General features: G+C 62.6%; 20 protein-coding genes, 1 tRNA gene, 1 pseudogene and 1 riboswitch. Of the genes and pseudogenes, 12 read left to right on the top strand and 10 right to left on the bottom strand.

The window, feature by feature from the left end; all coding sequences use genetic code 11:
• Nucleotides 1–12: 12 nt before the first annotated feature.
• A protein-coding gene (gene prfB / locus AB7I51_RS00645) for a peptide chain release factor 2 (protein ID WP_428402587.1) occupies nucleotides 13–1,144 on the top strand; the annotation gives its coding sequence in 2 pieces (ribosomal slippage) (nucleotides 13–81 and nucleotides 83–1,144; 1,131 coding nt in all).
• Between the two features lie 84 nt (nucleotides 1,145–1,228).
• Here the strand turns inward: prfB and AB7I51_RS00640 are convergent.
• Nucleotides 1,229–1,621, bottom strand: coding sequence for a PIN domain-containing protein (locus tag AB7I51_RS00640; RefSeq protein ID WP_428402588.1), 393 nt, complete (start codon nucleotides 1,619–1,621; stop codon nucleotides 1,229–1,231).
• Nucleotides 1,622–1,625: 4 nt separating this feature from the next.
• Entirely contained in the window at nucleotides 1,626–1,862 is a 237-nt protein-coding gene (locus AB7I51_RS00635) for an antitoxin (protein ID WP_428402589.1), read from the bottom strand.
• A 291-nt stretch (nucleotides 1,863–2,153) separates the two neighbouring features.
• Between AB7I51_RS00635 and AB7I51_RS00630 the strand changes: the two genes are divergently transcribed.
• A tRNA-Ser gene (locus tag AB7I51_RS00630) sits at nucleotides 2,154–2,243 on the top strand.
• A gap of 289 nt (nucleotides 2,244–2,532) precedes the next feature.
• Nucleotides 2,533–2,880, top strand: a pseudogene (locus AB7I51_RS00625) (GNAT family N-acetyltransferase); the annotation flags it as partial.
• 249 nt (nucleotides 2,881–3,129) lie between these two features.
• Here AB7I51_RS00625 and AB7I51_RS00620 read toward each other — a convergent pair.
• The 3 genes from AB7I51_RS00620 to AB7I51_RS00610 form a co-directional block, all read right to left on the bottom strand.
• Nucleotides 3,130–3,738, bottom strand: coding sequence for a pyridoxamine 5'-phosphate oxidase family protein (locus AB7I51_RS00620; protein WP_428402590.1), 609 nt, complete (start codon nucleotides 3,736–3,738; stop codon nucleotides 3,130–3,132).
• A gap of 30 nt (nucleotides 3,739–3,768) precedes the next feature.
• Nucleotides 3,769–4,254 (bottom strand): DUF1348 family protein, encoded by a 486-nt coding sequence (locus AB7I51_RS00615; RefSeq protein WP_428402591.1) that lies wholly within the window; start codon nucleotides 4,252–4,254, stop codon nucleotides 3,769–3,771.
• 66 nt (nucleotides 4,255–4,320) lie between these two features.
• Nucleotides 4,321–4,866 carry a carboxymuconolactone decarboxylase family protein gene (locus AB7I51_RS00610; protein ID WP_428402592.1) on the bottom strand — a complete coding sequence of 182 codons (546 nt, stop codon included), beginning with the start codon at nucleotides 4,864–4,866 and terminating at the stop codon, nucleotides 4,321–4,323.
• A gap of 124 nt (nucleotides 4,867–4,990) precedes the next feature.
• On the opposite strand from AB7I51_RS00610, the gene AB7I51_RS00605 reads away from it, so the two are divergent.
• Nucleotides 4,991–5,926, top strand: coding sequence for a LysR family transcriptional regulator (locus AB7I51_RS00605; protein ID WP_428402593.1), 936 nt, complete (start codon nucleotides 4,991–4,993; stop codon nucleotides 5,924–5,926).
• Between the two features lie 591 nt (nucleotides 5,927–6,517).
• Nucleotides 6,518–6,802, top strand: a complete 285-nt coding sequence (locus AB7I51_RS00600) for a PsiF family protein (protein WP_428402594.1) — start codon at nucleotides 6,518–6,520, stop codon at nucleotides 6,800–6,802.
• 36 nt (nucleotides 6,803–6,838) lie between these two features.
• Here AB7I51_RS00600 and AB7I51_RS00595 read toward each other — a convergent pair whose 3' ends face one another.
• The 4 genes from AB7I51_RS00595 to gap form a co-directional block, all read right to left on the bottom strand.
• The gene (locus AB7I51_RS00595; protein ID WP_428402595.1) at nucleotides 6,839–7,114 is read right to left on the bottom strand and encodes a hypothetical protein; all 276 of its coding nucleotides are present in this window, start codon (nucleotides 7,112–7,114) and stop codon (nucleotides 6,839–6,841) included.
• Between the two features lie 571 nt (nucleotides 7,115–7,685).
• Complete coding sequence (locus tag AB7I51_RS00590) at nucleotides 7,686–8,264, bottom strand: hypothetical protein (protein WP_428406094.1); 579 nt, start codon at nucleotides 8,262–8,264, stop codon at nucleotides 7,686–7,688.
• Nucleotides 8,265–8,550: 286 nt separating this feature from the next.
• Nucleotides 8,551–9,744: a phosphoglycerate kinase gene (locus AB7I51_RS00585; protein ID WP_428402597.1), complete on the bottom strand. Its 1,194-nt coding sequence runs from the start codon at nucleotides 9,742–9,744 to the stop codon at nucleotides 8,551–8,553.
• A 71-nt stretch (nucleotides 9,745–9,815) separates the two neighbouring features.
• Nucleotides 9,816–10,823 (bottom strand): type I glyceraldehyde-3-phosphate dehydrogenase, encoded by a 1,008-nt coding sequence (gap, locus tag AB7I51_RS00580; RefSeq protein ID WP_428402598.1) that lies wholly within the window; start codon nucleotides 10,821–10,823, stop codon nucleotides 9,816–9,818.
• 229 nt (nucleotides 10,824–11,052) lie between these two features.
• Here gap and AB7I51_RS00575 point away from each other — a divergent pair, with 229 nt between their 5' ends.
• Together AB7I51_RS00575 and AB7I51_RS00570 are read left to right on the top strand one after the other, a co-directional pair.
• Nucleotides 11,053–11,376, top strand: coding sequence for a DUF4164 family protein (locus AB7I51_RS00575; protein WP_428402599.1), 324 nt, complete (start codon nucleotides 11,053–11,055; stop codon nucleotides 11,374–11,376).
• A gap of 1 nt (nucleotide 11,377) precedes the next feature.
• Entirely contained in the window at nucleotides 11,378–11,761 is a 384-nt protein-coding gene (locus AB7I51_RS00570) for a cell division protein ZapA (protein ID WP_428402600.1), read from the top strand.
• Between the two features lie 196 nt (nucleotides 11,762–11,957).
• On the opposite strand, the gene AB7I51_RS00565 is transcribed toward AB7I51_RS00570, so the two are convergent.
• Nucleotides 11,958–12,557: a hypothetical protein gene (locus tag AB7I51_RS00565; protein ID WP_428402601.1), complete on the bottom strand. Its 600-nt coding sequence runs from the start codon at nucleotides 12,555–12,557 to the stop codon at nucleotides 11,958–11,960.
• A gap of 149 nt (nucleotides 12,558–12,706) precedes the next feature.
• A riboswitch (TPP riboswitch) is annotated at nucleotides 12,707–12,859 on the top strand.
• A gap of 16 nt (nucleotides 12,860–12,875) precedes the next feature.
• Between AB7I51_RS00565 and AB7I51_RS00560 the strand changes: the two genes are divergently transcribed.
• From AB7I51_RS00560 to AB7I51_RS00540, 5 genes are read left to right on the top strand one after another with little or no spacing between them, the layout of a single operon-like run.
• A complete protein-coding gene (locus AB7I51_RS00560; RefSeq protein ID WP_428402602.1) occupies nucleotides 12,876–13,934 on the top strand; it encodes an FAD-dependent oxidoreductase in 1,059 nt (352 codons plus the stop codon).
• On the top strand, nucleotides 13,903–14,052 hold the full coding sequence (gene thiS, locus AB7I51_RS00555; RefSeq protein WP_428402603.1) for a sulfur carrier protein ThiS: 150 nt from the start codon (nucleotides 13,903–13,905) through the stop codon (nucleotides 14,050–14,052). Before AB7I51_RS00560 ends, thiS begins: the two co-directional genes overlap by 32 nt.
• A gap of 10 nt (nucleotides 14,053–14,062) precedes the next feature.
• The gene (locus tag AB7I51_RS00550) at nucleotides 14,063–14,851 is read left to right on the top strand and encodes a thiazole synthase (protein WP_428402604.1); all 789 of its coding nucleotides are present in this window, start codon (nucleotides 14,063–14,065) and stop codon (nucleotides 14,849–14,851) included.
• A 12-nt stretch (nucleotides 14,852–14,863) separates the two neighbouring features.
• Nucleotides 14,864–16,234 carry a thiamine phosphate synthase gene (locus AB7I51_RS00545; RefSeq protein WP_428402605.1) on the top strand — a complete coding sequence of 457 codons (1,371 nt, stop codon included), beginning with the start codon at nucleotides 14,864–14,866 and terminating at the stop codon, nucleotides 16,232–16,234.
• Nucleotides 16,231–17,106, top strand: coding sequence for an SDR family oxidoreductase (locus tag AB7I51_RS00540; protein ID WP_428406093.1), 876 nt, complete (start codon nucleotides 16,231–16,233; stop codon nucleotides 17,104–17,106). Before AB7I51_RS00545 ends, AB7I51_RS00540 begins: the two co-directional genes overlap by 4 nt.
• Nucleotides 17,107–17,130: the final 24 nt, after the last annotated feature.

Genomic DNA, 17,130 nt, shown 5'->3' with positions numbered 1-17,130 from the left:
ACTGGAAAGATCATGCGTGCCGAACCGCTTGCGCTCAAAGCCGACATTGAGCAGTCCATTGGACTGCTGAGGAGGCATCTTTGACGTCGACACGTCGCAACGGCGCCTCGCCGAATTGAACGTCCGCGCGGAAGACCCCGCGCTCTGGAACGATCCCGAAGCCGCGCAGAAGCTCATGCGCGAGCGCACCCAGCTCGAGGAGCAGATGGGCGCGCTGTCAGGCCTCGCGCGCGAACTCGACGACGCGCTGACCCTCGTTGAGCTTGGCGAGTCGGAAGGCGACGCCGACGCCGAGAAAGAGGGCGTCGAGGCGCTGAAAAGCCTGCTGAAACAGGCCCGCGCACGTCAGATTGAGGCGCTGTTTTCGGGCGAAGCCGACGCCAATGACACTTTTATCGAGGTTCATTCGGGCGCCGGCGGCACCGAGAGTCAGGATTGGGCGCGCATGCTGTTTCGCATGTACGCCCGCTGGGGCGAGCGCCATAAATTCAAGGTCGAGGTGATCGAGGAGACGCCGGGCGAAGAGGCCGGCATCAAATCGGGAACGATTCTGGTCAAAGGCCACAATGCCCATGGCTGGGCGAAGACCGAATCCGGCGTGCACCGTCTGGTGCGCATCTCGCCCTTCGATTCGAACGCGCGGCGCCATACCAGCTTCGCCTCGGTCTGGGTCTATCCGGTCGTCGACGATCGCATCGAAGTCAACGTCAATGAATCGGATTGTCGTATAGACACGTATCGATCGTCGGGCGCCGGCGGCCAGCACGTCAATACGACCGACTCGGCGATCCGCATCACCCATCTGCCGACCGGCATCGTCGTCGCCTGCCAGGCCGAGCGCTCACAGCACAAGAACCGCGCCACCGCCTGGAACATGCTGCGCGCCCGGCTCTATGAGCTGGAGATCGAAAAGCGCGAGGCGGAGGCCAATAAGATCGCGGCCTCGAAGACCGAGATCGGCTGGGGCCATCAGATCCGCAGCTATGTGCTGCAGCCCTATCAGCTGGTGAAGGATTTGCGCACCGGCTTCACCTCGGGGACGCCTTCCGAGGTGCTCGACGGCGAACTCGACGATTTCATGCAGGCCTCTCTGGCGCAGCGTATATACGGCGGCGGTCCGGAGAAGGTCGAGGACGTCGAGTAGGGGACTCGTGATCGATTCCGAAGGTTTAGAGCGCGCTCCACGCGAAAAACCGGCTCCCGCTTTCGCTTTTTCGCGGGCCGCGCTCTAGGCCCATTTTTCGACCGTCAGGCCGGGGATATCGTCGAAATCGTCAGTGTTGGCCGCGACCAGCGTCAGGCCAAGGTCGAGCGCCTGGGCGGCGATCATCCGGTCGAGCGCGCGCCGGCGCTTCTGGTCGACCTTGCCGAGCAGCGCCCCATAGGCGTCCGCGGCGCCGCGATCGAAGGGCAGCACGTCAATATTTTTGGCGATGAGCGCGATGTTCTCGGCGAGCCGTCCGTGAGTTTCTGCGCCGGTCGCGCCGGCGAGCGTTTCCGCAAGGCTGATCGCCGAAATCGCCACATCGCCGATCTCGAGCGCGGACAGCCGATCGAGCACGCCGGGAAGGCCGAGCGCCGCGGCGATGACGACATTGGTGTCGAGCAGGTAGCGGGCCATCGCGCTAGCGTGGTTCGAACAGGCGCTTGGGCGGCTTGAACTCGGGGCGCGCGATGGCGACCGGAGGCGGCGTAATTCTCAGCTGCGCCACGAGTTCGGCCATGTCGAGCCGCAGCGGCGTCACCACGAGACTCCCGCCCTGGCGGCGCACGACGACTTCGGCCCCCTCCTCGAAGGCGATGCCGCGCGGCAGTCTGACCGCGAGACTATTGCCGGACTTGAAAATGCGAGTCGCGCTCATGACGCAAATGTGACGCCAGAATCCCGATGTGTCAATCTACGTATATATTTTCGGAAGGCTCCAAGTCCGATTTGTCAATAGTGCAGAGGTTGCCGTCATGGCCGGCCTTGCGCCGGCCGACTGGTCTCGGCGCCATAGGCGTCATTCGTCCCGGCGAGGATCGACGCGATCAGCGCGGCCATGATGCAGAAAGCCAGGCGCTCGTTGACTTGGTTCGCCGCTTTCCAGAACAGCCGCAGTCGACTTGATTGCCGCTTCCGGCGCATGCTATTTGCGGCAGCCCATGGCTGCGGAGAGGTGGCTGAGTGGTTGAAAGCACCGCACTCGAAATGCGGCATACGGGCAACTGTATCGGGGGTTCGAATCCCTCCCTCTCCGCCATTTGAAACGAAACGAGATTGAATACTCGGAGTTCGAATCTCATCCAAGGGTTCGATAGGTTCGAAAAGTCAAAATTATGAAAGAATCCGAATTTCCTACATTTCGAACTGAGCGCTTAATTCTCCGTGAAATTACCGAGGCAGATGCGCCTTCTTACGAAGAAAATTTCGCCACTTACGATGTCATTAGCCAATTAACAAAGACTGTTCCTTGGCCTTATCCTAAAGGTGGCGTTTTAGAATATATCAGAACTGAGATACTTCCTAAATAAGGCAAAGATAGATGGGTATGGGGCATTACTTTCAAAGAGAACCCTGACGAAGTTATTGGCGTTATAGATTTATGGAGAGAAGGCAAACCTGAAAATAGAGGGTTCTTTCTTGGTAAAAAATACTGGGGCCAAGGCATTATGACCGAGGCGGTAACGCCAGTAATGAACTATGCATTTGACTCACTCGGATTCGAAAAACTCATTTTTGCCAACGCAGCAGGAAATAAACGTTCTCGTCGTGTTAAAGAAAAGACAGGGGCACGATTGCTCCGCCTTGAGCCAGCAGAATATGTAAACCCCGAATACGAGCAGCGCGAAGTTTGGGAACTTACCAAGCAGGAATGGCATAAACTAAAAAGCCGCTAATTGCTGAATAATATCGCTGCTGACGTAATTGATTTTGTGGCTTATAATTTTAGCGAAATCCGGTAGGCAGGTTCGAAATTCGTTTGCTACGCGCCGCCAGTTCGGAACTGTCCGGTCTCAGGACATAGGTGACGGATTGTTCCCAAGACGGGGGCGACAACGTCACGCCGAATGGGTCATCGAGAGGCGCGCGTTTTCTGCTCGAGATCGACGAGTCCCAGATCGTAACTCATGAAGCTCTGACCGCATCTATTGGGTATGCTGCCTGAGTCTGGCCTCAAGCTCGGCGATCCGGGTGGTCAGCGGCGTCGTCAATGCGCGCACCTCATCCAGCGTGTATCGCTCAGTGATGTGCTGCGGGCAGTTCCAGTCGAAGGCTTCGACCGCGATGATGAAACCACGCTCGATCCGCGCCCGATAGTCGGGGATTTCGAGGCGCGACAGCAGTTCCTGGTCCTTAAGGTCAATGATCTTCGCCCGGCCGAACAGCTTCAGGCGCGTTTTGTTCGGGTAATCCATAAAGAACAGCGAAACCCGATCGTCGGCCATGAGATTGCCGACGCTGACATATTGCCGATTGCCGCGAAAATCCGCGAAGCCGATCCTGCCTTCGTCAAGAACCCGCACGAAGCCGGTGGGTCCGCCGCGATGTTGGACGTAGGGCCAACCCGTCTCGCTGACGGTCGCCATGTAAAGCGAATCGCGCGCCGCAAGGAAGCCGGCCTCCGCCTGCGTCAGATGACGGTTTGTCGCCTGCGTCACGCTTTCCATGCGCGCATAGGCCTTTCGGCTTCCCTGTTCTTCCTGGACCTTCTTCACTGTCGACGTGAAGGCGATGTCCGCGAAATGATGCGACATGCGTTCCTCCTGCGGATATTCGTCCGCGCCTTACAGGCCCAGATCCGACAGGCCCGGGTGATCCGCCGGCCGCGGCCCTAACGGCCAGAAGAACCTGCGGTCGCCTTCGCGAATAGGTTGATCATTGATGCTCGCGAAGCGCAGCCGCATGAGGCCGCGCTCGTCGAATTCCCAGTTCTCGTTGCCGTGCGATCGAAACCAATTGCCGGCGTCGTCGCGCCATTCGTAGGCAAAGCGCACCGCGATCCGGTTCTCGGCGAAGACCCATAGTTCCTTGATGAGACGGTAATCGAGCTCACGCGTCCATTTGCGCTGCAGGAAAGCGACGATCTCCGCCCGTCCGGTCGGGAATTCCGCGCGATTGCGCCAGCGGCTGTCTTCCGTATAGGCGCGCGAGACGCGTTCTGGGTCGCGTGTGTTCCACGCATCCTCGGCCATCCGCACCTTCTGGATCGCCGTCTCCCGCGTGAAGGGCGGCAATGGCGGGCGCGCTGCAGATGTCGTCGAGTCGATCATAAGATTTGTCCTTGCGCGTGATCGACGGCGCAGTTTACGCCGCGCCGTCTGAATGGAGGTCGAGGATTAGGCGGCATTGTTCAGATCGATTTTCGGGAAGTCGATCTCGATCTGCGTCGCCTTGCCGAGAAGGTTGGTGAAGATGTTCATCGCCACATGGGCGATGATCTCGACGATTTCCGCGTCCGAGTGACCGGCGTCGCGCACCGCATCGAACTCAGCCTTGGTCACCTCGCCTGAATGCTCGACCAAGGCGCGCGCGAAGGAGAGCGCCGCTTCCGCCTTGGCGTCCGAAGAGCGGCCGAGGCGATTGGCGAGCATCTCCTGGTTGTCGAGACCGACCTTGCGGCCAATGGCCGTATGAGCCGAAACGCAATATTGGCAGGCATTCTGCTCGGCCACCGTCAGCGCGATGCGCTCACGCGTCTTCGGGTCGAGAACGCCCGCGCCGGCAATGCCGTGAATGCCGAGGAAGGCGCTCAGGGCGGCCGGCGAATTTGCCAGCGCCCGGATGAAGTTGGGAACCGACCCGAGTCCGCTCTGGACGGCGTCCAGAAGCTGTTTGGCCTCGGCGGTGGCGGTCTGAGGGTCGATAACGGCGACACGAGCCATGGGATCATCCTCAACTGATTGGTCAGGCGATGCGCTCTGCATCGCTCGATTTCACTGTGGTTCATCGCGCTGTTTGAAAGAATATGCGACATATGCAATTCATTATTCCGTCGATCGGAACAGTATGGATCGTCTGCACGAGATTGAGGTCTTTGTCGCGGTCGCCGACGCCGGTAGCTTTGCGAAGGCCGGCGCTCGTCTCAGGCTCTCGCCGCCGGCTGTCACGCGAGCCATCTCGGCGCTTGAGGATCGGTTGGGCGCGCGGGTCTTCAACCGGACCACGCGCAGCCTCGCCATTACCGATGTCGGGCAACGGTTTCTGGAAAGCGCGCGGCGTATCCTGATCGATCTGGAGAGCGCGGAAAAGGAGGCGGTTGGGGAAACGGGCGCGCCTCAGGGACACCTCACGGTGACGGCGTCAATCACTTTCGGCCGATTGGCGCTGGCGCCCATCGTCTGCAGCTTCCTCGCCCAGCATCCACGCGTCTCGATCTCGGTCGTGCTCCTCGATCGGATCGCCAATCTGGTCGAAGAAGGCATCGATCTCGCCATTCGCATCGGACCGCTACCCGACTCCAGTCTCGTCGCCAAGCGAGTCGGGACGGTTCGACGCGTCTTGGTCGCCAGCCCTGGCTATCTCGCTCGCCGCGGCGCGCCGGCATTGCCGGCGGATCTGCGCCTGCATTCGATGATCGCCTTCACCGGGCTGACGCCCAATCGAGAATGGCGTTTTCTTGATGGGAGAAGCGGCGCCGCCGTCTCCATCGCGCCGCGCCTCGAGATCAATGATGCGGCGGCTGCGATCGCGGCGGCTGAGATGGGGGACGGGATCACCCTCGCGCTGTCCTACATGGTCGCAGACCACATCCGGGAGGGCCGCCTTGTGACCGTGCTCGATGACCTCGCGCCGCCGCCCGTTCCGGTTCATCTCGTCTATCCGCAAAACCGGCTGATCGCGCCCAAACTGCGGGCTTTTCTCGACTTCGTCACCCCGCGACTTAAGGACACGCTGGAACGCCTGAGGCTTCGAGAGGGAGACGCGCCCTGCGATCGAGATTGAAATGACCTAAGCCCAGCGTCGGCGGCGATTTGTCGGTTCGATCATGAATTTGGCGGTCGCGAGCCTCTGCAGCTTCGCTCTTCAATTCATCGAGCGGCGTCGGCTCGACGGGGGCACGGCTCCGATGCGCGAATTCGCGAGCGCGATTGGGAAGCCCATCGGCGGCTTGTTCATGACGCCCGTAATGGGCGCAGCCGCTTGCCCTTTCCAGACCCGCTCCTAGGTAAGCCTGCGCCTGCCGCTCTCTGCGCTCGGCGACGAGCGGCGGTTTTCTGCGGCTCGCCCGCCGCTCGGATGAGGTCACGGTTTCTCAACAATGGAGGCGCTTGCGGATTTACGACAGCGATATCGGGAGGCCGCCTATCGCCATCTTGCAATGATGGAGAGGATGTCATGGCCGAACCCCCGACTCGCCGCGGAATCCAGGGATCCTTTATTGCTCTTGTTGCCGGCGTTGGCCTTCTGACGCTGGGAATTTGGATTGGACCGACTTGGGAAGGAATTGTGTTTGACGCCATCGGCATGGCGTCGCTGGTCGCGCTTCTTTGGCTCTTTTAGCCGTAATGGCGCGCGTTTTTTGAGGACAATGACATGTTGAAATGGCCAGTCGCTCTTACGATCTTCGCCGCCGTCGCGGCATGTTCAACCGTCGCACTCGCACAGACGCCGCCGGCGGCTCCGGATTGCGCGGCGCGGGCGACGGAAAAGAAGCTGCATGGCGCGGCGCTGAACAGTTTCATGAAAAAGTGCGACAGGGATGCCGCCGCCGCTACCTGCGAAGCCGCCGCGGCCGAGAAGAAATTGGCCGGCGCCGCCAAGGCGAGCTTCACCAAGAAATGCATCAGGGACGCAACCGCGACGCCGGGCGCTCAATGAGGCGCTGCGCGGGCGCTTTGCGCCTGCGCGCCGCCATCAAAAATCATCGTCTTCGAGAAACACGTTGCACTCTTGAGGCCGCCACTTGGTGTTTGCCGCATCCTGAATTCTTCGATGCGATCTCAAGAGCACATGGCGAAGCCCCTCGCCGGGCGCGAGGCTGAACCTGTGTTCCAGCGCCGTGCGGCTGACATAGACGCGGACCAATTGGGCGCCGTACTGCGCTTCCCAAAAATAATAGGCCCGGCCATCGCGATAATGCGTTGTCGGCGGATCAATCTCGCCGACGGCGAGATCCAGCAATTGCAACATGCCTGCTCCTTGGCGGTGAATTATGCGTCTTCGAAACCGGATCGTCGCGAGAAAAGCGGCGGGCCTATAATCCCGCATGACCTCTATAAATCGTAGAGTTGAAGGTTCCGCGACCAGTCCGAATACGAGTGGAGCGCTTCTCATAGCAAATCGGCGTGTTCGCCCTTTTTCGCGAGTGTGTCGCGAATGTTGCGCGCATTCGAGCAGCCGCGCCGAAAAGGCGTTCGTGAAAGGGCCGCCGATACCACGCAAAGCTGACGCAACTGGGAATTTTTGTGTGAGAAGCGACAGCTTCGAGTGAAATGCGATTGCTTCCAACGAAAAGCGGCGGCCTCGTTAAAGTCCGCCGCTAGTCGATAGCTGACGCCTGAAAACGGGGGGACGGACGCCTGCTATCAGTTCCCACCTTGAGTGGTTGGCGCGTCATAGCACGACGGCGCCGCCGCCATTTTTCGTGACTGTGTCTCGACTGTTGCGTCGCGCTCGGCGGTTGTGGCGAAAAGGCGTTCACGAACCGGTAGCTCACGCTGCATTTGGGCGCGATCGCGCAAATGCAGATGACCTATTGCCGTTAGAGTTTGCTTTTCAGCCGCTTCCATAAGTCGATGACGTGCGGCCTCGCCCATTCGAAGAGGGCCTTCGCGCTTTTGAACGCCAGGCGGCTGACGGTTTTCACCAATTCAACCGCTCGGTCGAACCATGGCAAAAACCAGCTGTCAGGCGGGATTTTCGCCCGCGCCCAGGCGACCCAGTCGTTGCCGATCTGCGACGCCGCGCGCCCCAACACGCCCCACGGATCTTCAACCGGCGCGCGCGCCACCGCGTCGCGAAAACGAGCGAACTCGGCCGCAATCTCAGACTCCTTGCGGCGCTCTTCATCGAGTTGGCGAGAAAGCTCGCTGGCGTGCGTCGCTTCCTGCTCCGCATGGCGCTCGCTGGCCTCGGCCTTTTTTTCGCTGCGCTGCGCGATCAGCACATCGGCGGCGATTTCTCTAACCGACTCGTCGACTTGCAGCGCCATGGCCTCATATTTAGTAAGTAAGTTGTCGCGCTGCTCCGTCACATCGCGCAGGAGCGCGAGCAATTCCTCGCGGCTGAGATTTTCGTGCTCGATGTCCTTGGGGACCATAGGGATTGGGCTGCCGGGCAAATCCGCCTCCGGGGATGACGCTTTCCTCGCCCCCGCCGCCTACCGCGACAGCAGGGCCAAGATGGGACCGCATTCTTAACTAATGCGGCCGAAGCTTGCTGTCCAACGCGGCGCGTGCGTTCAAATATCCACTGACCGGAAAAAACTGGTGGGCGCTTGACGGCGGTCGCGCGACTAGCGCGCGGCTCGCGAAAAAGCGGGAATCGGTTTTTCGCATAGAGCGCGCTCCAAACTTTTTGAATCGATCACGCTGCGTTTAGACGATTCCGCCTAAACGCAGCGTGATCTAGCGCATCAGCGCGGCGACGCCCGGCAGAATCTTGCCTTCGAGCCATTCGAGAAAGGCGCCGCCCGCCGTCGACACATAGGAAAATTCCTGGGCGACATGCGCCTGATTGAGCGCCGAGACCGTGTCGCCGCCGCCGGCGACCGAGAGCAGCTTCCCCTCGACAGTGAGCCGCGCCGCCGTCTGCGCCACAGCGTTGGTGCCTTCGTCGAAAGGCGGTAGTTCGAACGCGCCGAACGGGCCGTTCCACACCAGCGTCTTGCATTTGGCGAGAAGCGCCTCGACATGGGCGATCGACTTCGGCCCGACGTCGAGGATCATGTCGCTTTCGCCGACATGATCGACCGAGACGATATGCGACGGCGCATGCGCCTCGAACTTCTGCGCGACCGTGGCGTCGATCGGCAGCACGATCTCGCAGCCGGCCTTTTCCGCCTTGGCGAGAATCTCCTGTGCGGCGCCGGCGAGATCATGTTCGCACAGCGACTTGCCGACGGCTTTGCCTTGCGCGGCGAGGAAAGTGTTCGCCATGCCGCCGCCGATGACGAGATAGTCGACCTTCGCGACGAGATTGCCGAGGAGTTCGAGCTTGGTTGAAACCTTCGCGCCGCCGACGATCGCCATGACCGGGCGCTGCGGATGGGCGAGCGCCGATTCAAGCGCTTCGAGTTCCGCCTGCATGGCGCGGCCGGCGAAGGCCGGGAGTTTATGTGCGATTCCTTCGGTGGAGGCATGGGCGCGATGCGCCGCCGAAAATGCGTCGCTGACGAAAATGTCGCCATTCGCCGCGAGCGCCGCGATGAAATCGTCAGCGTTCTTTTCTTCGCCCTTGTGGAAGCGCGTGTTCTCGAGCAGCGCGACGTCGCCGTCCTTGAGCGCGTTGACGACGCGCGCCGCCTTCTCTCCGACGCAGTCGTCGGCGAAAGCGATTTTGCGCTTGAGCGCATGTTCGAGCGCCGGGAGCACTTGGCGCAGCGAGTCCTCCTCGACGCGCTGGCCTTTCGGCCGGCCGAAATGCGAAAGCAGAATCACCCTGCCGCCCTTTTTTGTGATCTCGTCGATCGTCGGCAGCGCGCGTTCGATGCGCGTCGCGTCGGCGACGCGGCCGTCCTCCATCGGCACGTTGAGATCGACGCGCAGCAGCACGCGCTTTCCTTTGACGTCGACGTCGTCGAGAGTGCGGAAGGCGGTCATAGGAAGCGTCCAATCGCGGCTTGAAAAAGAGGCGCGGACCGCAAGGTCCGCGCCGGCATGTTTGGCGAAGCTTACAGAAGCTTGCCGATCGTCGCCGCCACATCGGTCATGCGGCCGGAGAAGCCCCATTCATTGTCGTACCAGGACAGGATCGACACGAGATTGCCGTCCATCACCTTGGTCTGGTCGAGATGGAAGCAGGACGACAGCGGATTGTGATTGAAATCGATCGACACGAGTTTCTCGCTCGTATAGCCGAGCACGCCTTTGAGCGGGCCGTCGGCGGCGGCCTTGATCGCGGCGTGCACCTCGTCCTTCGTCGTCGCGCGTTTCGCCAAAAACTTCAGATCGACCGCCGAGACATTGGGCGTCGGCACGCGCATGGCGAAGCCGTCGAGCTTGCCGTTGAGTTCGGGCAGCACCAGCCCAACGGCTTTCGCCGCGCCGGTCGAAGTCGGAATCATCGACAGCGCCGCCGCGCGGGCGCGATAAAGGTCCTTGTGCATAGTATCGAGCGTCGGCTGATCGCCCGTATAGGCGTGGATCGTCGTCATGATCCCCTTGTCGATGCCGATCGCCTCATGCAGCACCTTGGCGACCGGCGCGAGGCAGTTGGTCGTGCATGAGGCGTTGGAAATGACAAGATGGTCCTTCGTGATCTTGTCGTGATTGACGCCATAGACGACGGTGATGTCGGCCCCGTCGCCCGGCGCCGAGACCAGCACGCGCTTCGCGCCGGCGTCGAGCAACAGCTTCGCCTTGTCGCGCGCGGTAAAGAGGCCGGTGCATTCCAGCGCGATGTCGATCTTGAGCTCCTTGTAAGGAAGCTCGGCCGGATTTTTGATGGCGGTCACTTTGATCGGGCCACGGCCGACGTCGATCGTGTCGCCGGCGACTTTCACTTCATGCGGAAAGCGGCCGTGAACGGAATCATATCGCAGCAGATGCGCATTGGTCTCGACCGGGCCGAGATCGTTGATGGCGACGACTTCGAGGTCCGTGCGCCCGGTCTCGATGATGAAGCGCAGGATATTGCGGCCAATGCGCCCGAAGCCGTTGATCGCCACTCTCACCGTCATTTCATAACTCTCCTTGCGCCGCGGCAAACTTGCGCGGCTTTCGCTTTTCGTGCCCTGGGGCATCGAAGGCCGGGGTGTGATAGCACCTCGCGCCCCCCTGTCAACGCGCCGAGGCCGCGCCATTGCGAGCGGTTTCGAATTGCTTGATTCATGATAGGAACAGGCAGGCGCGCGAATCGCCCGGCGCGGTTCGTCGCGACCAAAAGCCTTGCGACTCCGGCGACCGGCGATGAACCACTCAGATAAGCGCGACAACGAAAACGCCAAGAGGATAGAGGCCGACATCGCCGAACTGCAGATGGCGATCGCGCAATTGGAGCGCATTGTCGCCGACAAGCTCGAAGACGAGCTCTCCAACGCCGAACTTTTAGAAGAACTCGCCATCATGCAGGACGACCGTTCGCGACTCGCGCTCGATCTCGACGCCGCCCTGGCGCGGCAAAACGCGTTGGAGAAAAGCCGCGACGAAGTGTTGCGGCGGCTCGATGCCGCGAGCGAAGGCGTCGCCGCCGCGCTCGGCGCGGCGGTCGCGGCGCCGGTTCGGGAGGACTGACATGGGCTCCGTGGTCCTCTCCATCGCCGGCCGCACGTATCGCATGTCCTGCGAGGACGGCGAGGAGCAGCGCATCGAAGCGCTTGCCCATTATCTCGAGGGTAAGATCGGGTCGATGCGCGCGAATTTCGGCGAAATCGGCGAGCAGCGCATCATCGTGATGGCGGCGCTCGCCATCGCCGACGAGGCGTCCGACGCACGCGCCAAAGCGCAGGCGGTGGAAGCGGAGTTCGCCGAATTGCGCGCCGAACTCGACGCCGCGCGCAAGGCGAATGACGCGCTGTCGGCGCGGGCGTCCGAGGCGCTCAAGGACGCGGCGCGCCGGCTCGCAAAGCTCAACGGCGATCTGTCGAAGCCGGCCGCGCCGGCGGACGATCTTCTATAGAAGGGTTTTCAATAGGCCTTTTGAATTAAACGATATCCGTTTGATCGGTTCGGCTGTCATTCCCGACGCGCGCAATGCGCGCGATTGGGAATCCAGAGCAAAACCAGCATTCCTGCCACGGCACTGGATTCCCGGTCGGGCCTTTGGCCCGCCGGGAATGACATGGTCCAATCAAACGGATCAACCGGAATCCGTACTACTTCGCCGCCCAGTCCATAATGCTCGGGTCGGTCTTGGCCTTTTCGAGATTGTCCGCCTGTTCGGACAATTGAAAATTGAGATGCTGCGCCGTCATCGCCTCGGCGCCGTCCGACATGATCGCGATCTTCATCTGCTCGGTGGCGAGACGATTGAGCTCATTGATCCATTGATTGAGATGGAGCATCAGCTTCCGTTTGCGCTCTCTTTGAATCTCATGCGACGAATCATTGTTGTCGGACAGCGCCAGTTCTTCCTGGGTCTGCTCAATCATTCCGTCGATCTTCTTGAGGTTTTCTTCAGCGGCGGCGAGCTGGTCGGCTGCGCCGGATTTCGCCTTTTCCACTGCCGCTTCCGCCTCGGCGTGCGCCTTCTTGAGATTGTCGAGGCCGTTCTGCAGCCATTTCGACTGGAGTTTGAGAAGCGAGTCGCGCGGCACCCCGCTGATGCTTAAGGAATTCGGAATGGGGAAGTATTGACCAAGTTGCGCGGCGGCGGCGGGCGTGGCGACAGTTGCGCCAAGCCAAGTCGCGCAGGCGATCAGGCCAAAGAGGGCCAACGTCCCGTGGAGGCCGGCCGTTTTGCGACGGAAGTTCATGATTTCTCTCCCCATATGCAGCGCTTTTCCATGCGCTTTTCTCGATCAAACTGGGCTATCGATTGAATTCTGGCAAGTGCCGAAGCGCTGCGCCGTAACGAGATGCCGGGCGCGCAACGCTTGACTGCCGCCACGTTTTCGCGCGAGCCTGTGAGCGCCGGGGGAGCCCCGCCCGGCGGCGCGCGTCAAAGCCGCCGCCAAGGGGCTGAGAGGCCGCAAGATGCGCCAGGAGGCGCAGGAGCGGCGACCCTTTGAACCTGATCCAGTTGAGACTGGCGGAGGGATGGTGTCGACAAATTCCGTAGATGGGCGTCGTTCATGCCCGCGCGCGTGATCGGCGCCGGCGTCGCCGGCCTGTGCGCTGCCTATGCGCTTGCCAAGAGGGGCGTCGACGTCGAGATCGTCGAACGCGAACCGGGGCCTGGCCTGGGGTGTTCGCGCTTCGCTGGCGGCATGATCGCGCCGTGGTGCGAATTGGAAAGCGCTGAGCCCCTGGTTGCGACATTGGGCGAAGAAGCGCTCGATTTCTGGTCGCGCGAAATCGGCGTTGCGACGGTCGCCGGCAGCCTTGTCGTGGCGCCCTGGCGCGAGCGGGCCGAAATTTTTGATTTCGCCCGGCGCACCCGCCAGTTCGAAACTTTGGACGGCGAGGGAATCGCGGCTCTGGAGCCGGAGCTTTCCCGTCGCTTCGAGGCGGGGCTGTTCTTTCCCAAGGAAGCGCATCTTGATCCCCGCGCGGCGATGTCCGCGCTCGCCAAGCGTCTTACGCGAATGCCGAATGTGGTTTTTCGTTTTGCGCAGGACGGCGCCGAGCCGGCGCCCGTGGCGGATTGGTCTGTCGACTGCCGCGGGTTCGCCGCGCGCGACGCGCTTCCCGGCCTTCGCGGCGTTAAAGGCGAAATGCTGATCTTGCGCAGCGAAGAGATTTCTTTCTCGCGTCCGGTGCGTATGCTGCATCCGCGCCGGCCGGTTTACGTCGTTCCGCGCGGCGAGGGACTGTTCATGGTCGGCGCGACGATGATCGAGAATGAGGAGCGGGCGCGGGTCACCGCGCGCTCGGTCGTCGAACTGGTCAATTCGGCCTTCGCCATCCACCCGGCCTTCGCCGAGGCCGAAATCGTCGAGACGGGGTCGGATCTGAGGCCGGCTTTCGCCGATAATCTGCCCCGTCTTTTGAAAAGGGATCGCACGCTCTATATCAATGGGCTCTACCGCCACGGGTTCCTGCTCGCGCCAGCTTTGGCGCGCCGTGCTGCTGAGGTCGTCTTGAACGACGAGCTCTTCCCAGAGGTGATGGATGCTGATTCAAATCAACGGACGACCGCAGGACGTCCGCGCCACGACGTTGCAAACGCTGCTGCAGGAACTGGGGTATGACGAAAAGACGGTCGGCACCGCCTTGAACCAGGAGTTCGTGCGCGCCAAGGACCGCGCCGAGACGCCTCTTCGCGAAGGCGACACCGTCGAAATCGTGACTCCGAGACAGGGCGGGTAAGCGAGCCTGAATGAACGACCCCCTGGGGCTCTATGACATCGCGTTGTCCTCGCGGCTGCTGCTCGGGACGGCGCGCTATCCGTCGCCCGCGATCCTCGCCGAATCCATTCGCGCGTCAGGCTGTGAAATCGTCACGGTTTCGCTGCGGCGCGAGGCCGGCAGGGCGCGGGCGGGCGAGGCGTTCTGGAGCCTGATTCGCGACATCGGCGTCCGGGTGCTGCCCAATACCGCCGGCTGCCGCACCGCCAGGGAGGCGATCGCCACGGCGCAGATGGCGCGAGAAGTCTTCGCGACCGACTGGATCAAGCTCGAAGTGATCGGCGAAGAGGATACGCTCCAGCCCGACGTCTTCGGGCTCCTCGAGGCGGCGCGGGTTCTCGTCGACGACGGCTTCAAGGTCTTCCCCTATACGACCGACGATCTCGTCGTCGCCGAAAAACTGCTCGACGCCGGCTGTCGCGTGCTGATGCCCTGGGCGGCGCCGATCGGCTCGGGGCGAGGCGTCAACGATATTTTCGCGCTGCGGGCGCTGCGCGCCCATTTTCCCGACACGCCGCTCATCGTCGACGCCGGGATCGGCGCGCCCTCCCACGCCGCGCTGGTCATGGAAATGGGCTATGACGCGGTGCTGCTCAACACCGCTGTTTCGCGCGCCGGCGACCCCGTCTTAATGGCGCGCGCCTTCGCCCTCGCGATCGAAGCGGGAAGGACCGGTTTCCGCGCCGAGCCGATGACCCCGCGCGACATGGCCGAGCCTTCAACGCCCGTGATCGGCCGTCCCTTCGACAGATTGGCCTGAGGGAACCGGCGAGTGGCGGCGATTAAACTCGATCCCTTCTACCTCATCGTTGACGACGCCGACTGGCTTCTCCGCCTGTTGCCGCAGGGCGCCAACCTTGTGCAGCTTCGCGTGAAGGACCGCGACGAGGCCGAGACGCGCGCGCAAATCGCGATGGCGCGGGACATTTGTGCGCGACAAGGCGCGCAGCTCGTCGTCAATGATCATTGGCGGCTCGCGATCGATGAAGGCTGCGACTTCGTCCATCTCGGCCAGGGCGATCTCGACGGGGCGGATATTCCAGCGCTGCGCCGCGCCGGCGTAAGGATCGGCGTATCGACCCATGACGAAGCCGAGCTCGACCGCGCGCTGTCCCTCGCAGCGGACTATGTCGCGCTCGGGCCGATCTATCCGACGCTTCTTAAACAGATGGAATTTGGGCCCCAGGGGCTCGCCCGGATCGGCGTCTGGAAGGCGGCGATCGGGGACACGCCGCTGGTTGCCATCGGCGGACTGACTCCCGAGCGCGCCATCGCCGCGCTCGCCGCCGGCGCCGACAGCGCCTGCGTCGTCACCGATATTTTGCGCAGCCCTGAGCCAGAGGCGCGCACGCAGGAATGGCTCTCCGCGACGCAGCCCTGGCGCGTTGGCGATGGCTTCTTCGCGCCGGATTTCGCCGGCGCGAGCATATGCCCTTCGCCCAATCACGGGCCGCGGCTGCGGCCGATCTCGTCTCTGGTGCTCCATTACACCGGAATGCAAACCGGAGAATCGGCGCTCGCCCTTCTCTGCAGCCCCCACTCGAAGGTCTCGGCGCATTATGTCGTCGAGGAAGATGGCCGCGTGCTGCAGCTCGTGCCCGAGTCGCGGCGCGCCTGGCACGCGGGAATAAGCTTCTGGGCCGGCGAAACGGACATGAATTCCGCGTCGATCGGAATCGAAGTCGTTCATCCCGGTTACCTCGACCCGCGTCCCTATACGGCGGCGCAGATCGAGGCGACGGCGGCGCTCGCCAAGGACATCTGCCGGCGCCACGCCATTCCCCCTGAGCGCGTGCTGGCGCATTCCGACATTGCTCCCGGCCGCAAGCAGGATCCCGGCGAGTTCTTCCCCTGGGAGGAGCTTGCCAAGCGCGGCGTCGGGCGCATCGTCGAGACGGCCTTCTCCGAAGGCGCGACGACGATCGCGCTTGGCGACGAGGGGGCGAAGGTGGCCTCGCTTCAGCGCGACCTCGCCGCTTACGGCTACGGCGTCGAAGAGACCGGCGTCTACGACGCGCAGACGGTCCACGCGGTCGAAGCGTTTCAGCGCCACTTCCGGCGCGCCAAGGTTGACGGCCGCGCCGACGGCGAAACCCGCGTCGCGCTCGCCCATCTCCTCGCGGCGCTGGGAGAACGGGTTTGAAGGCCGTTGTAGTGACGGGCGCCTCGACGGGAATCGGCGCCGCCTGCGTCGACCTTCTGGTCGAGAAGGGATTTCTCGTTTTCGCCTCGGTCCGCAACGACGCTGACGCCGACGCGCTCACCGCGCGGCACGCCGCCGCCGTCGTTCCGCTCTATTTCGACGTGACCGACGCTGACGCCGTCGCCGACGCCGTGCGATGCGTCGAGGCGCGGCTTGCCGGCGAGACGCTCGCCGGCCTCGTGAACAATGCCGGCATCGTGGTTCCCGGACCTCTGTTGCATCTGCCGATCGAAGATTTCCGGCGTCAGATCGAGGTCAATCTCATCGGGCAGCTCCAGGTGATCCAAGCCTTCGCGCCGCTGCTCGGCGCGGGCGAAGCGCGGCGCGGGGCGCCCGGCCGGATCGTCAATATGAGTTCGGTCGCCGGGCGCTTCGCCGCGCCTTTCCTCGGCGCCTACAACGCCTCGAAATTCGGGCTCGAAGGCATGTCCGACGCGCTGCGCCGCGAGCTGATGGTCTATGGCGTCGACCTGATCCTGATCGAGCCCGGCAGGATCGCGACGCCGATCTGGGACAAGGCCGAAGAGACCGATCTGCGACGGTTCGAGGGCACGCCCTATGCCGCTCCAGGCCGTAGAATGCTGAACTGGCTTGTTCGGGAAGGCCGACGCGCCCCCGGTCCGGAGGTCGTCGCGCGGGCGGTCTTGCGGGCGCTGACCGCGCCGCGCCCGCCCGCCCGCATCCCGGTCGTCAGGAACCGCTTTACCGACTACACGCTGCCCAGCCTGATGCCAGCGCGGCTCGTCGACTGGCTGACGGCGCGGCGGCTGGGGTTGGTGAAGAAAGATTCGGGCGGCTCGCAGGAGGGTTGATCGCACGGGATGCAACGGGAGAAT

The organism is Methylocystis sp. (assembly GCF_050246715.1).
GTDB lineage: Bacteria > Pseudomonadota > Alphaproteobacteria > Rhizobiales > Beijerinckiaceae > Methylocystis.
Note: the sequence above shows the minus strand (reverse complement) of the source record. Positions and strands in the feature narration are given on the sequence as shown.